This is a genomic window from Asticcacaulis sp. AC466 (genome assembly GCF_000495815.1).
In the GTDB taxonomy this organism is placed as follows: domain Bacteria; phylum Pseudomonadota; class Alphaproteobacteria; order Caulobacterales; family Caulobacteraceae; genus Asticcacaulis.
In genome coordinates this window covers 18,023-32,386 of record NZ_AWGE01000019.1, presented here as the reverse complement: position 1 = coordinate 32,386, position 14,364 = coordinate 18,023, and the positions used below count along the sequence as shown (strand labels likewise).

General features: G+C 59.2%; 14 protein-coding genes. All 14 read right to left on the bottom strand.

Translation table 11 applies throughout. The annotated features are described in order from the left end of the window. Position 1: 1 nt before the first annotated feature. The 14 genes from AEAC466_RS39460 to AEAC466_RS39400 are packed head-to-tail and all read right to left on the bottom strand — an operon-like array spanning position 2 to position 14,173. A complete protein-coding gene (locus tag AEAC466_RS39460; RefSeq protein ID WP_081714701.1) occupies positions 2-3,283 on the bottom strand; it encodes a phage tail length tape measure family protein in 3,282 nt (1,093 codons plus the stop codon). Next, positions 3,246-3,473 (bottom strand): DUF7697 family protein, encoded by a 228-nt coding sequence (locus AEAC466_RS39455; protein WP_023459463.1) that lies wholly within the window; start codon positions 3,471-3,473, stop codon positions 3,246-3,248. The genes AEAC466_RS39460 and AEAC466_RS39455 overlap by 38 nt, the downstream gene beginning before the upstream one ends. A 41-nt stretch (positions 3,474-3,514) precedes the next feature. After that, positions 3,515-4,024 carry a hypothetical protein gene (locus AEAC466_RS43925; protein WP_023459462.1) on the bottom strand — a complete coding sequence of 170 codons (510 nt, stop codon included), beginning with the start codon at positions 4,022-4,024 and terminating at the stop codon, positions 3,515-3,517. Positions 4,025-4,045: 21 nt separating this feature from the next. Then, the gene (locus tag AEAC466_RS44920; RefSeq protein ID WP_023459461.1) at positions 4,046-5,293 is read right to left on the bottom strand and encodes a phage tail tube protein; all 1,248 of its coding nucleotides are present in this window, start codon (positions 5,291-5,293) and stop codon (positions 4,046-4,048) included. A 29-nt stretch (positions 5,294-5,322) separates the two neighbouring features. Beyond that, positions 5,323-5,754: a hypothetical protein gene (locus tag AEAC466_RS39445; protein ID WP_023459460.1), complete on the bottom strand. Its 432-nt coding sequence runs from the start codon at positions 5,752-5,754 to the stop codon at positions 5,323-5,325. 1 nt (position 5,755) lies between these two features. Then, positions 5,756-6,376, bottom strand: coding sequence for a DUF6441 family protein (locus AEAC466_RS43920; protein ID WP_023459459.1), 621 nt, complete (start codon positions 6,374-6,376; stop codon positions 5,756-5,758). After that, entirely contained in the window at positions 6,376-6,699 is a 324-nt protein-coding gene (locus AEAC466_RS39435) for a head-tail joining protein (protein ID WP_023459458.1), read from the bottom strand. The genes AEAC466_RS43920 and AEAC466_RS39435 overlap by 1 nt, the downstream gene beginning before the upstream one ends. A 2-nt stretch (positions 6,700-6,701) precedes the next feature. Next, positions 6,702-7,286: a hypothetical protein gene (locus AEAC466_RS43915; protein ID WP_023459457.1), complete on the bottom strand. Its 585-nt coding sequence runs from the start codon at positions 7,284-7,286 to the stop codon at positions 6,702-6,704. A 10-nt stretch (positions 7,287-7,296) separates the two neighbouring features. Further along, entirely contained in the window at positions 7,297-7,641 is a 345-nt protein-coding gene (locus AEAC466_RS39425) for a DUF2190 family protein (RefSeq protein WP_023459456.1), read from the bottom strand. A 60-nt stretch (positions 7,642-7,701) separates the two neighbouring features. Then, positions 7,702-9,690, bottom strand: coding sequence for a prohead protease/major capsid protein fusion protein (locus AEAC466_RS39420; protein ID WP_023459455.1), 1,989 nt, complete (start codon positions 9,688-9,690; stop codon positions 7,702-7,704). Between the two features lie 10 nt (positions 9,691-9,700). After that, a complete protein-coding gene (locus AEAC466_RS39415) occupies positions 9,701-11,185 on the bottom strand; it encodes a phage portal protein (RefSeq protein ID WP_023459454.1) in 1,485 nt (494 codons plus the stop codon). After that, positions 11,185-11,397, bottom strand: a complete 213-nt coding sequence (locus AEAC466_RS39410) for a phage head-tail joining protein (RefSeq protein ID WP_023459453.1) — start codon at positions 11,395-11,397, stop codon at positions 11,185-11,187. Before AEAC466_RS39410 ends, AEAC466_RS39415 begins: the two co-directional genes overlap by 1 nt. Next, positions 11,397-13,532, bottom strand: a complete 2,136-nt coding sequence (locus AEAC466_RS39405; RefSeq protein ID WP_023459452.1) for a phage terminase large subunit family protein — start codon at positions 13,530-13,532, stop codon at positions 11,397-11,399. The genes AEAC466_RS39410 and AEAC466_RS39405 overlap by 1 nt, the downstream gene beginning before the upstream one ends. Next, on the bottom strand, positions 13,532-14,173 hold the full coding sequence (locus AEAC466_RS39400; RefSeq protein WP_031239277.1) for a hypothetical protein: 642 nt from the start codon (positions 14,171-14,173) through the stop codon (positions 13,532-13,534). Before AEAC466_RS39400 ends, AEAC466_RS39405 begins: the two co-directional genes overlap by 1 nt. Between the last annotated feature and the right edge of the window lie 191 nt (positions 14,174-14,364).

Sequence of the window (14,364 nt, the reverse complement as noted above, 5' to 3'; positions counted from 1 at the left end):
ATCAGGCCTTGTTATTCTGGTATTGAGCCAAGGTTGCCGGCGCCGCCTGTTGCGACAGCGCAAAGGATCCCCGGGCCGCCGTCGCGGCAGATTTGTCGGCAATCCTTTGAACCTCGCCCCAGACATCCTTGTCGATCCAAGCGCCACGCAGATCGAAGTGATTTGCGACCTGGCTGACCATTGCGGCCCGGGCCTTCTTCGCCAGGCCCGTAAAGGCGGAGGTCAGGTCCCGACTTTGGGACGCTGTGTAGACGCGGCTGCCCGTCGGCAAGTCAATGATCTCGTCGCCACCGCCGTCGTTAACGACCGCCGGGCCACCCGGATGGAAGTTGGTGCCCCCGGCATAGTGTCTGGCCTCATGCATGATTGGGGATGGTGTCTGTATTGGGCTATTGCCGGTGACGACCCATTTGAGCGCCTGAGCGATGAAACTGCCTTTGCCGGAGGCTGTTGGGTTGTCCTCATGCAACAACCAATTCTTGAGCGGATTGAGCAGGCTCAGCTTGGTGGCCTCCGCCAGCAAATCCTTCAAAACGGCCATGCCGACATCGCCGAATGACTTCATGCTGTACTTACCGGCGTTGATCCAGTCCCCCAGCTTGTCGATGCTTCTTTCCTGCAAACCGTTGATTTCGCCCTGAAGCGCCTTGCTACGCTCGAGGCTGACATTCGCAGATTCTTGGGCCTCCACTGCGGCGATAATTGCACGGCCCTTATCGGATTCAAGGCCGATACCTTGGCGCTGTAAGTCGATTTCAGCGGCGCGGACAGCCAGGGCGCGTTGAATAGCCGCATCGGACTGTCCCTGCATGGACAGCTCAATCGTCATCAACTCGGTACGCTGGGCCATCTGGTCGAGCTGGCTTTTGGCGTATTGCTCTTTCTTCAGGTCCGCATCGGTCTGAGCGGCTTTTCCGGAGCTTACGGCCAGATCGACGGCGGCCGCAAAGGCCGCATCCGGCCGGTTAATATCGACTGCCGAATTCTTAGAGATTTCCTGAGCCGTTCGGTATTGCGCCAGCGCAATGTCACGCGCCGAATTGGTCTGGTTGACCAGGTCCAGCTGCTTCTCAAGATAGGCGACCTGCTCACGGCTGGCATCCGCCGCCGCTTGCAGGGACGCCCTATCTGTTTCGAAATTCAGATCGGCCTGGGCCTTTTTTGTCGCCTCTATGTCCGCAGTCAGCACTTTCAGCGCTTCGCCATGAGCCAGGGACTGGGCAACCACCAATGGGCGCAGCCTTGCGTCTTCCTGCAGGGCTCGCGCAGCATCTCGCGCCGGCAGGGTTCCGGCGGCGACCTGGTCGTTGACGGCCTTCTGTGCGTCGGCCTGGGTCTGCATCGCCGCTGCGGATTTTGCGCCGCTGGCGGCAGCCTCCGCAATGGTTAGGTCCAGTTGGCGGCGCATTGCCGCTTCGGTGCTGGTCCCGTCCTTCGTCGCCCTGGAAAGGGCCTTGCGTGATGATTCCGCTACCAGGGCGGCCGCATCACCTTTGAGGTAGGCTTTCGCCAGCTCGAGCGAGGCCGCCGTGTTAACTTCCATAGCCTCGGCATCGCGCGCCAATGAGGCCGCGCGGTCCGCCCCAGGCGCCTTGGGGTTTTCCTTCCTATCAATGGCGTCATTGGCCAGCTTCGCTGCCGCCGCCGCTTTTTTGTATTCCGGCGATTTTTCCCCGTATTGGGTTTTGACGGCTTTCAGGCGATCGTCATTTTCCTTTCGCTGTTTGTCTCCGGGGACCAGCGCGTCATAAGCTGACTTACCTGCTTGCTCGACTGCTGCGGCCTTTGCCTTGGCCGTCGCGTCCTTCGAATTCGATTTGGCCGCGTCCAGCTCCGCCTTGGCGTTCTTGTAGTCTTCCTCAGTAACGGGAGTCCAAAGAAGGCTAGCGCCCAGAACGCCATGAAATCCGGCGGTGGCGTCGCCAGGAGAATTACGTTGCCCCTCATAGCGATCCACAACTGACTGGGGATCCATCGCTATCCGGCGATCAAGCGCTTTTCCCATGGCGACGAATGCGGCATCGGCCCAGACCGTCACATTATGCCAGCTGGATGCCAACTTATTGACGTGCGAAGAGGCACCGTCCACCTTATCGGCGATCTTGCCGAGAAGTGTGAGCTGCGCCTCCTCGTGACGCCCCTGCAATTCGAGCGAGACAATATACTCTCTCGTTTTGCTGTCGAGTTCGCCAAGGCTCTTTAGAACCTCCAGGCCTGCCCCAGTGGTGTCGGTCATGGCTTTGGTCAGGGATTCCTGGGCCTGCTTGCCATCCATTTTTTGCGTGAGTGCGTAGTTACGCGATATGTCGATCATCTTGCCCAGGACATCCTGGTTGATAATCCCCGCACGCAGATATGCGGCAGATTGCTCGCGCGCGGAACTCGTGGCGATATTGGCTGTCTTGGCGTGTTGTTCCGCCAGGTCTTCCAGTGCCTGAACCGACAACCCGCTCGCGCCGCCGATGCCCTTCAAGCTAAGCGCCAATTGATCCTGGGCGTCGGCATAGGCAATGGTCGCGACTATGCCGGTTGTCACGAGTCCGGTCGCTGCCGCGACCGCGAGCATATACGGATTGAAAAGCGCTGTGGTGGATCTAAGCGCCGCGCCGAAGCCGCCCTTGTCCATCCCAATGATTTGCGCGCCTTGTCCGCCTTGCTGGATAAACACCTGCCAGAACGGTTGTCCAGACAAAAGACCTTGCGCGACATCCGGTATCTGAACTGCCAGCATCTTGATGGTATTGGCGGACAGGCCGGCCGCATTCGCGACGCCCTTATGGGCCTTTTCCGTCGCTTCTAACGCCGCCCTTTCGATCTTGAGCGCAGCCGCGTGCTGATCCAGGTTGATCTTGCCGTAGGCCAGCATCTTATTGAGCTGCCCTTCAGCCGATGCATAGCGCTCGGTCGCCGCCGCCAGGGGGTCGACTACAGCCCGCACGGCTTGGGCCTGTGCCTCCATCGCCCGTAGCTCAGCCGTAAAAGCTGAGGCCGAGGCGCGGGCGGATTTGCTCACTGCGTCATCTATGCCGATAAGATCACGAGCGGCCGCCTGCCCCTTATTGACCGACACGGCACTGGTCGCCTTTGTTGCCGCGTTGGATTCAGCGGCTGAAAGCGCCTTGTAGGCCTGGACCTGTTTTTCTATCGCCTCAGTGGTTAGGTTCGCCGCGCCTTCGATCGACTTCATATCGCGGGTGGCCTGCGCCTCCAGCTCCGCCGAGTCTCTTCGGAATTCGGTCTTCCCGTCAATCCCCAGTCGGATCAGGATCGATCTCGTCGTCATCGGCCGCGCCTCGATTGTGGTGGTTGATTAAACAGGCTTCGATATCGGGCAGGACATCTGAGAGCCATGAAGCCGGCAGACCGCTGGCCTCGCCGAAAGAAAGAATGGCGGAATAATCCGCTCCGAAGACACCGAAGCCCGTCGAGCGGACCTGGTTACGGCACGCGCTGATCACGTGCCAAGCCAACATCCCCTCTTCGGTCTGGGGTTCGTGTTGGTTGCGAGGGCACTCTAGCCCGCAGTCTCGGCCTTCGAGTTGGATGCACGCTCGGCAGTATTGGTCTCCACCCCGGCCGAAGACCCAGTCGGCAAGGGCGATGATGCGTTTTTTTCGTTACGAGCCGCCACGTAAGGTTCGACATAGATCTCATCAAAGGCGTCAAGAAATACGGCGTCCGCCATAAGCATCTCAATCGCGTCGGGCGTTGGCTGCAGGACATGACCGGCGTCGTCCCGAAACACACCCTGGTCTACCTGGTCAGGCGTGATGACACCGCCAGGCTCACCGGAGAAATATCCCCAGGCTCGGATTGTGTGCTTCGCGATCGCGATGGAATAGGCCATATTCGCGGCGACACGGGCGTCCACGTTTTCGGGGCCGTCCTTTGACGCCACGTCCATAACAGCGGTATAGGCTTTTGCGCCTTCGCGGAGTGCCAGCCTCCCAATCGGATCGACCATTACGACAACGCCATCGGTCAGCGGTATCCAGCGCTGACCGAGCATAATTACTTTCGACATGTCTCTTTTCCTTAGTGGCTATTAGTAGCTGGGAACGTCGTTCGTCAGTTCGAACGTTAGTGTTCCCGCGCCGGTTTGGAACGCGAACGTCATCTGGATGCCCCTCGGTCCGGTAATTGGCTTCTTCGGGCGCGGAACAAAGATTCGCGACGCCGTAACGACCAGGGATTTGGAGGTATTAATCTGCCAGCCAAACGAAAGCGCACACGGCTGATTTGAGGTGGCCTGGTCGAACAGGATGGTGTCGGCAAACCGCGAGGTAATGTTACCGGCGAAGGACCAGACACCCGGCGTCAAATCACCGATATCGCCGGTCGGGGTGATGTCCTCGCCCTTCTCCATATCATTGCCATAGGTGAAGTCGGCGGCTGTGACTTTGCCGAGAACTGAGCCGTTGCGTTTGATCGCGCCAGAGAACTGCGCAAAACGCTCGACGGCCATGACGGTCGGTGTGCCGGCGGCACTGGCGGTCGCAGGTGCCTCGTTTTTGCCAAAGAGACTGATCACAGCGTTAAGCAGGCCGCTGCGCGCCAGGGACACCTTCAGTTGGTTGCCCCCGAAGCCGAAATTCATGAAATATTTCGGCAAGTCCGGCAGGCCAACTTCGAAAGAGGCGCTGGGCAGAGTGAGGCCGCCAGCTGTGAAGGTATGCTTGTTTGCGCCGCCCGTCAGGGTGCCGGCGGAAACTGTGCCGTTGGAGTTGCCAGTCGTGGCAATAGTGTAGGTATTCCCACCCGGCCCCAGGACATCGTAGACGAGGCTGATGCTGGTGGCATCCGCTGTATAGGTGACCTTCGCCGTTTGGGTTTCGGCGCTGGCATTGAGCGCTGCTGCCAAGGCCGTCATCGTTGCCGCCAGATTTGCGCCAATCGCGATTTGGTTGCCGGTCGCGCCGGAGGCAACGAAGGTCCAGACCGTTCCATTCAAAGTAATCGTCGAAGTCGCCGCCGGCTGAGCGCTGAAGGTGATCTTGCCCGCCGCCGCCACGGTGGCCGTTGTCACAGGCGCGCCCAGCAGGAGCTTCAACCAGAAACCGAAGTTACGCAAATCGACGGGTACCGTTACGTCCCCGTCGTTGGTGATGACATCCGCCGTCGGATCCCACGGATTACGGCCGTTGCCGAGCAGATCGTCGGTGATCAGATCCTGTTCCGCGCCAAGGTTCTGCGCCGAGAATGGAAGCTGAAAGTAGCCAGAGCCTGGCGGCGTGCCGTAGGTGGATTCAAATGCCCCCGCCAAAACGGCGTTGGCACCACGAGCTTGAGCCATGGTGTGTGTCTCCTGAAAGGTTTGAGGGGTTAGAGCAGCGGGTTCGGGGTCGAATAGGCAGCGACGAAAGCGAATAGGCCGGCCTTTGCCGGTACTGCTCCGCTCTGAGCAGCGTTTTCCGTGTTGACGGGTTCCAGGTCGAGCCAGTCACACAGGCCGCCCAGCGTGCGGTCGCCCTCGACGGCTTGACCAATCGCTTCCAGCATGGCGTCGAGGACCTGTTCGCGGGTCAGTACGGCCGTTTCGTAGCAGAGCAGGTCGACCGGAATGTTGTGTTCGTAATTGTAGGTTAGAGGCGACAGATCGACGTCGAGCAGGGTCAGGTCGCCATCGAAGATGTTCCCGCGCCCGCCCGGCGGGATACTTTCCGGCTCGTCCAGATTCCGGCCGACATCAGCAGACGGCAGGGCGTCTTTTACCAGCTGCAGGATCGCAGACAGGACATCTTCACGTTTTGACATATCAGCGTCCGGTGTTGACCAGACCGGGCAACCGGGCGGTCCAGGTGTTGACGGAGGTGTCGATATCGACGCGCTTACCAGGGCGGACGGAGCGGACCAGGACGAACATCATCACCAGTTTGACTTCCCTCCCCTGCTTCAGCCGTCCCTTGGTTGGGGCGCGAAACCCGCGTTTGTTTTTGGCGGCGACAACATTGACGTAGGCATAGAGGTGCCCGTTGCGGCCGCGCGTGATAATCAGATCCTGGTTGAAGGTCGCTTCGACTTCGACAGGTGTCATGAGCCGGCGGGCGCTCTGCCGTGGCACGTTCTTTGTGGGAATGGCCAGCATTTTCGCGCCGTTCACCGGCACAATATTCGGGTTTCGGTCGAACGCGTCGAGTAATTTGGGAGCCTTCGACCAGACGACGCCGGCCGGGTCGAGACTATCCTGGTGAGCTGGATACACTTGCCCGCGCCAGGTATTTGCCAACTTGGTCCCTAACCCGGCTTTTCGGACCTGGTCGCGCAGGTCCTCCTTCAGGCCCTCGGTCGCCAACCGCATTCCACCGGTCACGTCGGCGGCGATTTCCGATTCGATACCGGCAAAGGCATCGGCCAGACCAATCAGCTTTGCTGACATCAGCCGGAGACCAGTTGGGCTTCGCAGATCCAGCGCGTGCGCGTCGAATTTCGTAAGGGCTGGGACAGAATCTTGTACGTTTCGGGCCCCGCGTCTGTCGTGATGACGACCGCGTCTCCTTTTTCCGGCGCATGGACATCCGACACACGCACTTCGATCAGGTGGGTTGGCATTACGACGGGGGTACGCCCAACTGTTTCGACAGCATCTGCACCTTCAATCAGCACCTTGGCCGGCGTGACGGCGCTACCCCAAAGGGCGTCATCGCCAAACCGGCCAAAGACTGTATCGTCTATCCGGGCGTTGATCGGCCGGAAGGACATGATCAGCCCTCCCCTTGAGTCAGGCCCAGGTGATACGCAAGTTCCTGCGGCGTAGCCTCGCGAGCCCAGCCCTTGCCGCGCAGGACTTCTGCGGTTTCCGCATCCGTCGGCACGAACTGGTTGACGGCATAGTTCGGATGGCCAGGTTGTACCCAGACGACGCCCGACTTGGTTTGTTTAACCGAATTCGTTTGTGCTGTCGGTACAACAGGGGCTTTGACTTCGACACCCGCCTTTTCAGCAGCCGCTTTGTTTTCGGCTGCTTTGTCGGCAAGAGACTTGGTTTCCTTATGCAGCTCTTCGGCAGAGACCTTGTCGGAAGCTGCCTTGTCGGCAAGAGACTTGGTTTCCTTATTCAGCTTTTCGGCAGAAGCCTTGTCGGAAGCTGCTTTTTTGGCCAGATCCTTGGTTTCGTCACGCGCCTTTTCCGCCGCTGCCTTGTCGGCGGCCGCTGCGTCGGACAGCGCCTTCACTTCCAGTTGCAACTGTTCGGCGGCTTGTTTATCGGCCGCTACCTTGTCAGCTGCAGCCTTGGCCTCCTCGCGCGCCCTATCCTCGGCGGCCTTCTGTTCTTCTGGGTTTAACACTGCCACCTCCTTAAATGGACGTAACCAGGACCATTCGGCCCGTGGTCAGAGTGGTGGACTTGGCGGACGTAGCAATGCCGCATTTGGTGTTCGACGATGCCGTCTTCGTCACCTGCTTGGCGGTATCATCCCAGTAGAGGGTATCGCCGACAGCCCAGGCCTGGCCGGACGCTGAGCCTTCAGCTTTGACGTCATGCTCGCCCGACCGATGTAGGGTGAAAATATCGCCAACAGCGGCAGTGGTCAGGGCAATGCCGATCAGCGAACCGATCTTATACATTAACCCCGAAACGACGCCCCCGGACGGTGCAACGCAATCAATGCGATGGCCGGCCGAGATTTCATTTTTAGCCATGTCTCTTTCCTTGAAAAATGGCGGCAGCCCTATGCCGCCGCCGTGAGGTTACGCGACCGATCAGGCGACGCCGGGGTTCTTGAAAACGCCTCGGTAGTCGATAAACTTGGTGCCGAAGTCCAGGCGCGCCTTAAAATCGACCCCATCGATTTCCCAGCCCTCCTTTTGATCCAGGAACACGCCATCCTCGCCATCGAGGTAGGCATATTCCGCCGTATCGACCTGGTTGTAGTCGGCCGCCATGAACCAAGGCGTGGCGTTGCCAGCCGCGAGGTTCAAACGCGGTTCGAATACCGGTTCCAATCCGCGACGAGAGAAAACATTCACGCCCGACGTGGTAGTGGCGGTTACGCCTGTCAGCAGCTTTTCGGTGGAGATCTGGTCTTTGATGCCGGTCAGGACATATTTGGGCTGAACCGAAATCAGGCGCCCTTCCAGGCCGGTCTGATTCGACATGGAGAAATACGCTTCCTGGAAGCTGGCTTCAGAAGGCTGCGCGCCGCTGGCCGCGATGTTGCCGTGCGCGGTGGAGAATAGTGCATTCCCGTCGCCCATGTTGGGGTTGGCGAGGAGAGGTGCATAGGCCGCATCAGACTCGAAATCGGCGGCAGCTCGGCCATACATAGCGGGAAGCCTGGTGAATGCATCCAGATCGTCATTGATGATGACCTGACGGGTAATGCTAAAACGCCGGCCGTAGGTCGCCAGGGCATAGACTTCCTTGGCTTCGCCGATCGTGCCGAGTTTGAACTCCCCACCTTCGGGCACCAACAACATGGACGGTGCGCCGCCGAGTTGGGCGCGGGTGACCGGTTTGAAGTCCGATAGGGTAACGCGACGCATCCACATGCGGAATGTCTGGGCTGAGCCTTCGTAGCCGGCGCGCAGAGTACGGTTGGCTATATTGCCGAGGATGATCGGAAAATCGGATGTCGTATGTTGGCGGGACAACATATGCTCAGCGACTTCACGCTTGGTCATACCGCGCACTTTCAGGCCGTTGTAGGCCATGATGTCACGGCCCATCTCGATCAAGGACATGCCCCGATATTCCCGCCCCTTATCCGTCAGCTTGTTGGTGACCGGGTCGAAACGATGGAGGAGCGCTTCCTCGACCGCCTCGCGTTGGGTGTCACGCGCATCGCGGCCGATACGACCCGCCTCCCCGTGTTTGGGCTTCGGCGAACGCTCTGACTGAGCGTCTGCCGCGAGGCGGAGTAATTCCGCGCGGGCCTGTTCCGGTGTCTTGCTTAGCACCAGTTGGCGTGCGGCGACGATATCGACACCAAAGGCGCGCGCTTGGTCTTCGAAATCATGGCTTTCCGCCGTTGTCATGCGCACTTCTTCCGGCTTCGGCTCAACAGCCAGCGCTTGTTTCGGCGCCGATCGTTGACCGGCGGGCTTCGAGGGCTTGGGCGGCGTACCGCGATTTTCTTCGGTTTCGAGGTCTTCGGTGTCGTCTACGTCCATTGGAGCAGTCCTTCTCTCATTGATGGTACAGGGGTGGAGGTCATTGGCGGCCGACCGCACCCCTGAGTCCGGGTCGGCGGGGACGGGCACGAGGGAAACTTCGAGTAGCTCCCAGCGTGTCACTTCATAAACCGGCACTTCGTTGTCCTTGCCGATCAAAGTCATTTCGAGGACGCGGTATCCGACGCTCACGCCGCGAAGGTCACCCGCAGCCACCCGGTTTTCGATTTCACGCCCCTTATCGGAGTCCGCGAATTGAACCGTCAGGACCAAGGCGCCTGCATCGATCCGCGATCCGGTGACCAGGCCCAGCTGGTCGTCCACCGACCAGCGCGAATGGGTATCGAGTAAAGGGCACTGTCCTTTGTCGACTCGGCTCAGCTCGATGGCGTCGCCCGATATCTGCAGTTGCTCCATATAGGAGCCATCCCAGCCCCAGCGCATGACACGAAAGCCGGTGGCCGCGTTCAACTCGACCGTCCGGGCCTCCTGATTATAGGTTGCAGGGGCTAGATCGAGCATGCGGCGTTGCACAGGCAGACGCGTGTCGCGCTGGCCAGGCTTGGTTGTCTTAGACATGGGTCCAGTCCTAGTTTTGAGGGGTGTTCTTGGGTAGGATGTAGCCTTGCGGCTGCTGAAGCATGCCGGCGTTGGTCACCTTGCGAGGGTCGCTATCGACGACAAGGCCTACGGCATCGAGCGCATTCAGCTCGCGCACGCGCTCATCGAGCCATTGTTCAAAGGTCAATCCACGCTCTGCCAGAGAGCGCGTCTGGGTCTTGAAACCCGTCCGAATCTCTTCACGCTCTCCCTGGATGTCGGAAATAGGATCAAGAGCTGGTCGCCGCGGCACGCCATAGTTTTTTGTGAGTTCCAGGAAGCGTTTGTCACCAGTCTTCAACCAGAAGAGCTTCAGTGCGCGATCGGCCGCCGGCGCAACGAACTGTGGAATGCACATGTTCTGTTGCCAGTCGTCGAGTTGCTTATAAAAATCATTGAGCGCCGCACGCAGTGAAATATAGCTCGACTGGCTCATATCGCCGGTCAGCATGAAGTAGGGCATAAACCCAGCGGCGATTCCGGCCAGTTTGAATTTCATGAACTCAACGCCATCCCCAGTCGATGAAGGCGCTAAAGTCGTCGCCTCGTCGCCTGGCTCGGTGCGGTAAATCATCCCAGGACGAACCGAGTCGATCGGCGGCCCGCCGCGTTCTGGCTTCTCCAAGGTGTCGAACGGAGTTGCCGTCGAATTTGCTCCTGGCCGCAAGATTAGCGCCAGGCAGGCCTCGATCTTTTTCTTGATACCGATCGTTTCTTCAAGGTCCGCCTCATCCTTCAGATCGAGCGCGACCGTCCCAAGCCATGGCACGCCGCGCGCCTGGCCGGCATAGGTCTGCTCAAAGACGTGATCGATGTCGGCGATATCGTAGCGTTTAGATTTGCCCTTCCAGCCGCCATCCCCAGGGTGTTCATCAAAAAGCCAGAGCGCCACGGGGTCGCCATCGCGATCAAATTCCTTCCCCATGACGATCTTTCCGCCTGAAGCGGTATCTTCATTCTTGCCTTGGTCGATCAGGTCCCCTTCAAAGACCTGGCAGCGGCTATTTGGCTGCCGACCACGTGAAGACCATACAAGAATCGAGTCTCCACGCTCAAAGGTGGACAGAACAGCCAATTTTTGCAGGCCGTACATGTCGCTAAAGCCATCAAGGCGGGTCTTGAAGTGCGCATCGAGCATGTCCTGCGCCTGCTTTTGAAACTCCGCATCCGGATGGTTCAGTTGAACAGTGATGCCGTCGCCGATCATCCAGGCGACAATCTTTCTTTTCATGGTTGCCGCGTACTTGTTGTTGCGGATCAGGTCGCTGGACGCGCCTCGTAACTTGGTCAAACCTGCGCGGATCTCTCGGTTCGGTGCCCCGCCGGTCCGCTTCCACCCTTTTGTACGGCGGCTGGAGCCGGCAGCGGCAAATTCACGCGCCAGCTCCAGCGCCTTGCGCTGCTGTGTCCTACGTAAGGCAGTCAGCGGCGCAAACGGCTCGATGCACCGATCAATGAAATCCCCGAAACGCATCAGTCGTTCACAAACTGCGCGACGGTGATCGACGGAACGCTCGTTTTGGCAGCGACGGCGGCCAGATTTTGAAAATAGGTGATGGCGTCGCGTATTTCTTTGACGCTCCGGTACTCAACCCGGTTGCCATTATTGCCCTGGATCGTGGCTTCGCCGCTCGCCAGTCCAGCCTGGAGTTGCGCAAGTTCGGTGACGTAATCGGGTGCGGGCATTAGAGCCAGTCCTCCAGGTTCGGGATAAAGCCGTCGTCGTCGGACGGCCGGTTTGATTTCTGATTTTCGGCTGCAGCTGCCGGCGGATCGATCGGCTTTGTCACCGGCATTGGCTGGTTGGCCAGTGCGATCAGATCGAGTTGGCCCTCTTGCCGCGACGCGTACCGCTCGCCCTGAAGGACCTGCCAATCATATTCCGATCGGCTATCAAGGCCGATCGCCTCAGCTGCGGCCCGGTTGTAGATCCGGCAATCCAGCCAGTGGTTTTCCCGGCCGGATTCGACCTTCCATTCACGGAAAGTCTCACCGTTCTTCATGACACTGACGCAGGTTTCCGACGTCAGCATGTCGAGATAATCATCAGTCGCATCACGGCTGAAGTGCATACGGCCGCGTATCGGCTCCGGTCGTTCGCCTGCCAGATGCGCCTTGACATAGGCAATCGACGTTTTCAGCAACCCATAGAAACTGAGTTTTGCACCATAGGTACCGACCAGATACGCTTCATCTCCGGGCAGTTTCCTCGGCTTTCCCTTAGCCGATTTGTAGCGGTCGAAACTGATCGCCTGTCCTCGCCCCAGGATCGGACGCGTCCAGCCGTCACGACCGAAAACAGGCAGACGCTTCGGCGACCGCTTACAGAAAGCCTTGGCGGCATCAGTATGGTAGCCAGCATCGACGCAGATCTGGTCAAAGCCGAACGCCTTACCGCCCGGCATGACAAATGTGCGTTTGGAGTACTCTTCCAGTCGGGCCCAAGCCCCCTCACCCGGTACATCCGTTGCGCCGGGCAAAAACCCATGGTCGAGGCTCCAGTTTTCGAGGCCGTGCCCCCAGCCGAGCGCCTCGTAATAGATGCCATCGCCCTGGACGTCGCAGCCGAGGGTGAAAACGGTCGCACCCCAAGGCACCTGGTCGCGGCCCCAGTCCTGCTCCTTCAGCAGCTTCAGGTCCTCTACCGGCGGCGCATCGCCCTTCAGGGCGAATTCGTCGCCCATGTCCAGGTTCGTCCAGCCGCGCAACTTGTTCACGTCACCCAGGGCGGCTACAAACTCGGTGCAGAGATCCGCCCAGGTCTGAAACGTCGTGATAATTCCCGTGATGTGGTAGCCGCGCGCGATCGCGTTGCTGATCGGACGCGCCCGCCAAACCTGAAACTCGGCCTCGGTCATGACACGCGGCGGCGACTGCCCATCGATTTCGATTGTCGCAATCCATCCATCGATGCGCGACATGATGCCTTTTTGGGAGTGTCTAACCTTCTGGCTACAGCATGGTGCGATCAAATAGGCCATTTCCGGATGGCCGTCTTCCCAGTGTAGGTCAGTCCAGATCGGATCGAACCGGTTTTGACAGTGCGGGCATACTAGGTAGTAGCGGCGCTTGTCGCTCCTGGCATAGGCTCGCCCGATCTTAGACGCGTTTTTGTTGGTGGGCGTACTGATCTTGACCCGTTTCGACAGGCCCAGGCGCTTATAGGTCGTCAGACGTTTACCGACCATGGTTTCAGGACTGCCCTGCTTGTCCAGGTCATTCGGAAACTGGTCGAGGTCATCCTCGATCACAAACCGGATCGAGTGCTGGCGCAGAGTAGCCGCAGAATTTGCACCAGCAACCAGCATCCAGCTGCCCTTCCGATACCGGATCCGCAACGCCGTCGTCCCTTCGCCGTTCCGTTCCCGCTTTGGCAGGACCGCACCATCTGTCCGACGCGGACTAAGCTTGGGCGTCGACTCGATCATGGGCCAGAGCTTTTCGGCCAGCCAATCTTTCCCGGCCGTGATCGTGGCCTGGACGTACATCGTCGGGCCCGGCGCGACGTCGGCGATATAGCCGATGAAGTTTTCGGCCGATGCGGACCCGCCTGACTGGGCGCACTTCATGATGACGGTTTCGGCCGACGGGTGAAACGTCGATAGTCCCTCCATGATATCATAGAGGTAGGGTGCAGTTTCATGCCTCCAGGCACCTGGGTAAGCCGAATCGTCAGGAAAGCGCCGATACTTGGCGGCCCACTCAGCCACGCTGATCTTAGGTGGCGGCTTCAGCGACGCAGCGAAAGCTTTGTTGAGTTTCGTGGCATTGGCTTTCAGCCTGGGCTGCAGCCGTCCGCTCAACATAACCGGCGCGTTCATCAGGGGGTCTCGTCTTCCTCCGGACCGAGTTCCAGGTCCTCTAGTGTTTCAACATCGATCAAGTCGCTATCGAACTGGGCTTCCTGGTCGGCCTCTTGATCTATTTCCGCTGCCACCTGGGCAAACATCTTGTCGAAAACGTCGGTCAAAAGGGCGGTAATGGCGCGCGGATCAGGCTCTTCTGCGAGCGCTTCAGCATTGGTGCGGATCACGCCTATCGTGCGCTCTCTAACCAGGCGCGCCATGTTGGCCATGCGCATCGAATATTCGGCTAGATCCACCAACTGACCTGTCAGTTGGGCCCGCTCCAGTTGCCGGCGCATTACGCGCTCTTGCATTTCTTCGAGCCGAGCCGCTTCCATCGGCGATATATAAGCTGGCTTTTTGGGCTCTGGCGTTTCCGGCAAGGCCTGCCCCGCCGAAGTTCCGCCCTGGGCGATCGCCGTGGGCGGACGGCCTCTGGTTTGGTCGATTGAGCCGTTGATCAGGATATCGGTCTTTTCGGCGTCGATCAGCTGTTTGCCTGGATTGAGCGGGTCCGCGACGAACACAAGCAGCCCCGCCTTTTTCCAGTTGGAAACCGCGCTTTTACCCACGCCACGCCTCGCGGCGTAATCCTTCGAGTTCATTAAATCGGGCATGGGTTCATAAGGTTCAAAATGAATTCAAGGGTCCAACTAACGAACTCATGCCCTCTGCATCACCGTATTAGGGCAGATTGGGGAGAAGGACCCAAAGGGGGGTGGGGGGTCTAGGTGGCCGGCAATCGATCGAGACGCACAACCCATTGAATAGAAACAAAAAAAGGACCGCGAAAGCGATCCTGTCTTGA

What these genes read in the sequence shown, in the direction of transcription:
- AEAC466_RS44920 (WP_023459461.1), bottom strand. Translation starts at nt 5,293, where the DNA reads ATGGCTCAAGCTCGTGGTGCCAACGCCGTTTTGGCGGGGGCATTTGAA.
- AEAC466_RS39420 (WP_023459455.1), bottom strand. Translation starts at nt 9,690, where the DNA reads ATGTCTAAGACAACCAAGCCTGGCCAGCGCGACACGCGTCTGCCTGTG.
- AEAC466_RS39425 (WP_023459456.1), bottom strand. Translation starts at nt 7,641, where the DNA reads ATGGCTAAAAATGAAATCTCGGCCGGCCATCGCATTGATTGCGTTGCA.
- AEAC466_RS39460 (WP_081714701.1), bottom strand. Translation starts at nt 3,283, where the DNA reads ATGACGACGAGATCGATCCTGATCCGACTGGGGATTGACGGGAAGACC.
- AEAC466_RS43925 (WP_023459462.1), bottom strand. Translation starts at nt 4,024, where the DNA reads ATGTCGAAAGTAATTATGCTCGGTCAGCGCTGGATACCGCTGACCGAT.
- AEAC466_RS39455 (WP_023459463.1), bottom strand. Translation starts at nt 3,473, where the DNA reads ATGTTGGCTTGGCACGTGATCAGCGCGTGCCGTAACCAGGTCCGCTCG.
- AEAC466_RS39400 (WP_031239277.1), bottom strand. Translation starts at nt 14,173, where the DNA reads ATGCCCGATTTAATGAACTCGAAGGATTACGCCGCGAGGCGTGGCGTG.
- AEAC466_RS43920 (WP_023459459.1), bottom strand. Translation starts at nt 6,376, where the DNA reads ATGTCAGCAAAGCTGATTGGTCTGGCCGATGCCTTTGCCGGTATCGAA.
- AEAC466_RS39445 (WP_023459460.1), bottom strand. Translation starts at nt 5,754, where the DNA reads ATGTCAAAACGTGAAGATGTCCTGTCTGCGATCCTGCAGCTGGTAAAA.
- AEAC466_RS39405 (WP_023459452.1), bottom strand. Translation starts at nt 13,532, where the DNA reads ATGAACGCGCCGGTTATGTTGAGCGGACGGCTGCAGCCCAGGCTGAAA.
- AEAC466_RS39415 (WP_023459454.1), bottom strand. Translation starts at nt 11,185, where the DNA reads ATGCGTTTCGGGGATTTCATTGATCGGTGCATCGAGCCGTTTGCGCCG.
- AEAC466_RS39435 (WP_023459458.1), bottom strand. Translation starts at nt 6,699, where the DNA reads ATGTCCTTCCGGCCGATCAACGCCCGGATAGACGATACAGTCTTTGGC.
- AEAC466_RS39410 (WP_023459453.1), bottom strand. Translation starts at nt 11,397, where the DNA reads ATGCCCGCACCCGATTACGTCACCGAACTTGCGCAACTCCAGGCTGGA.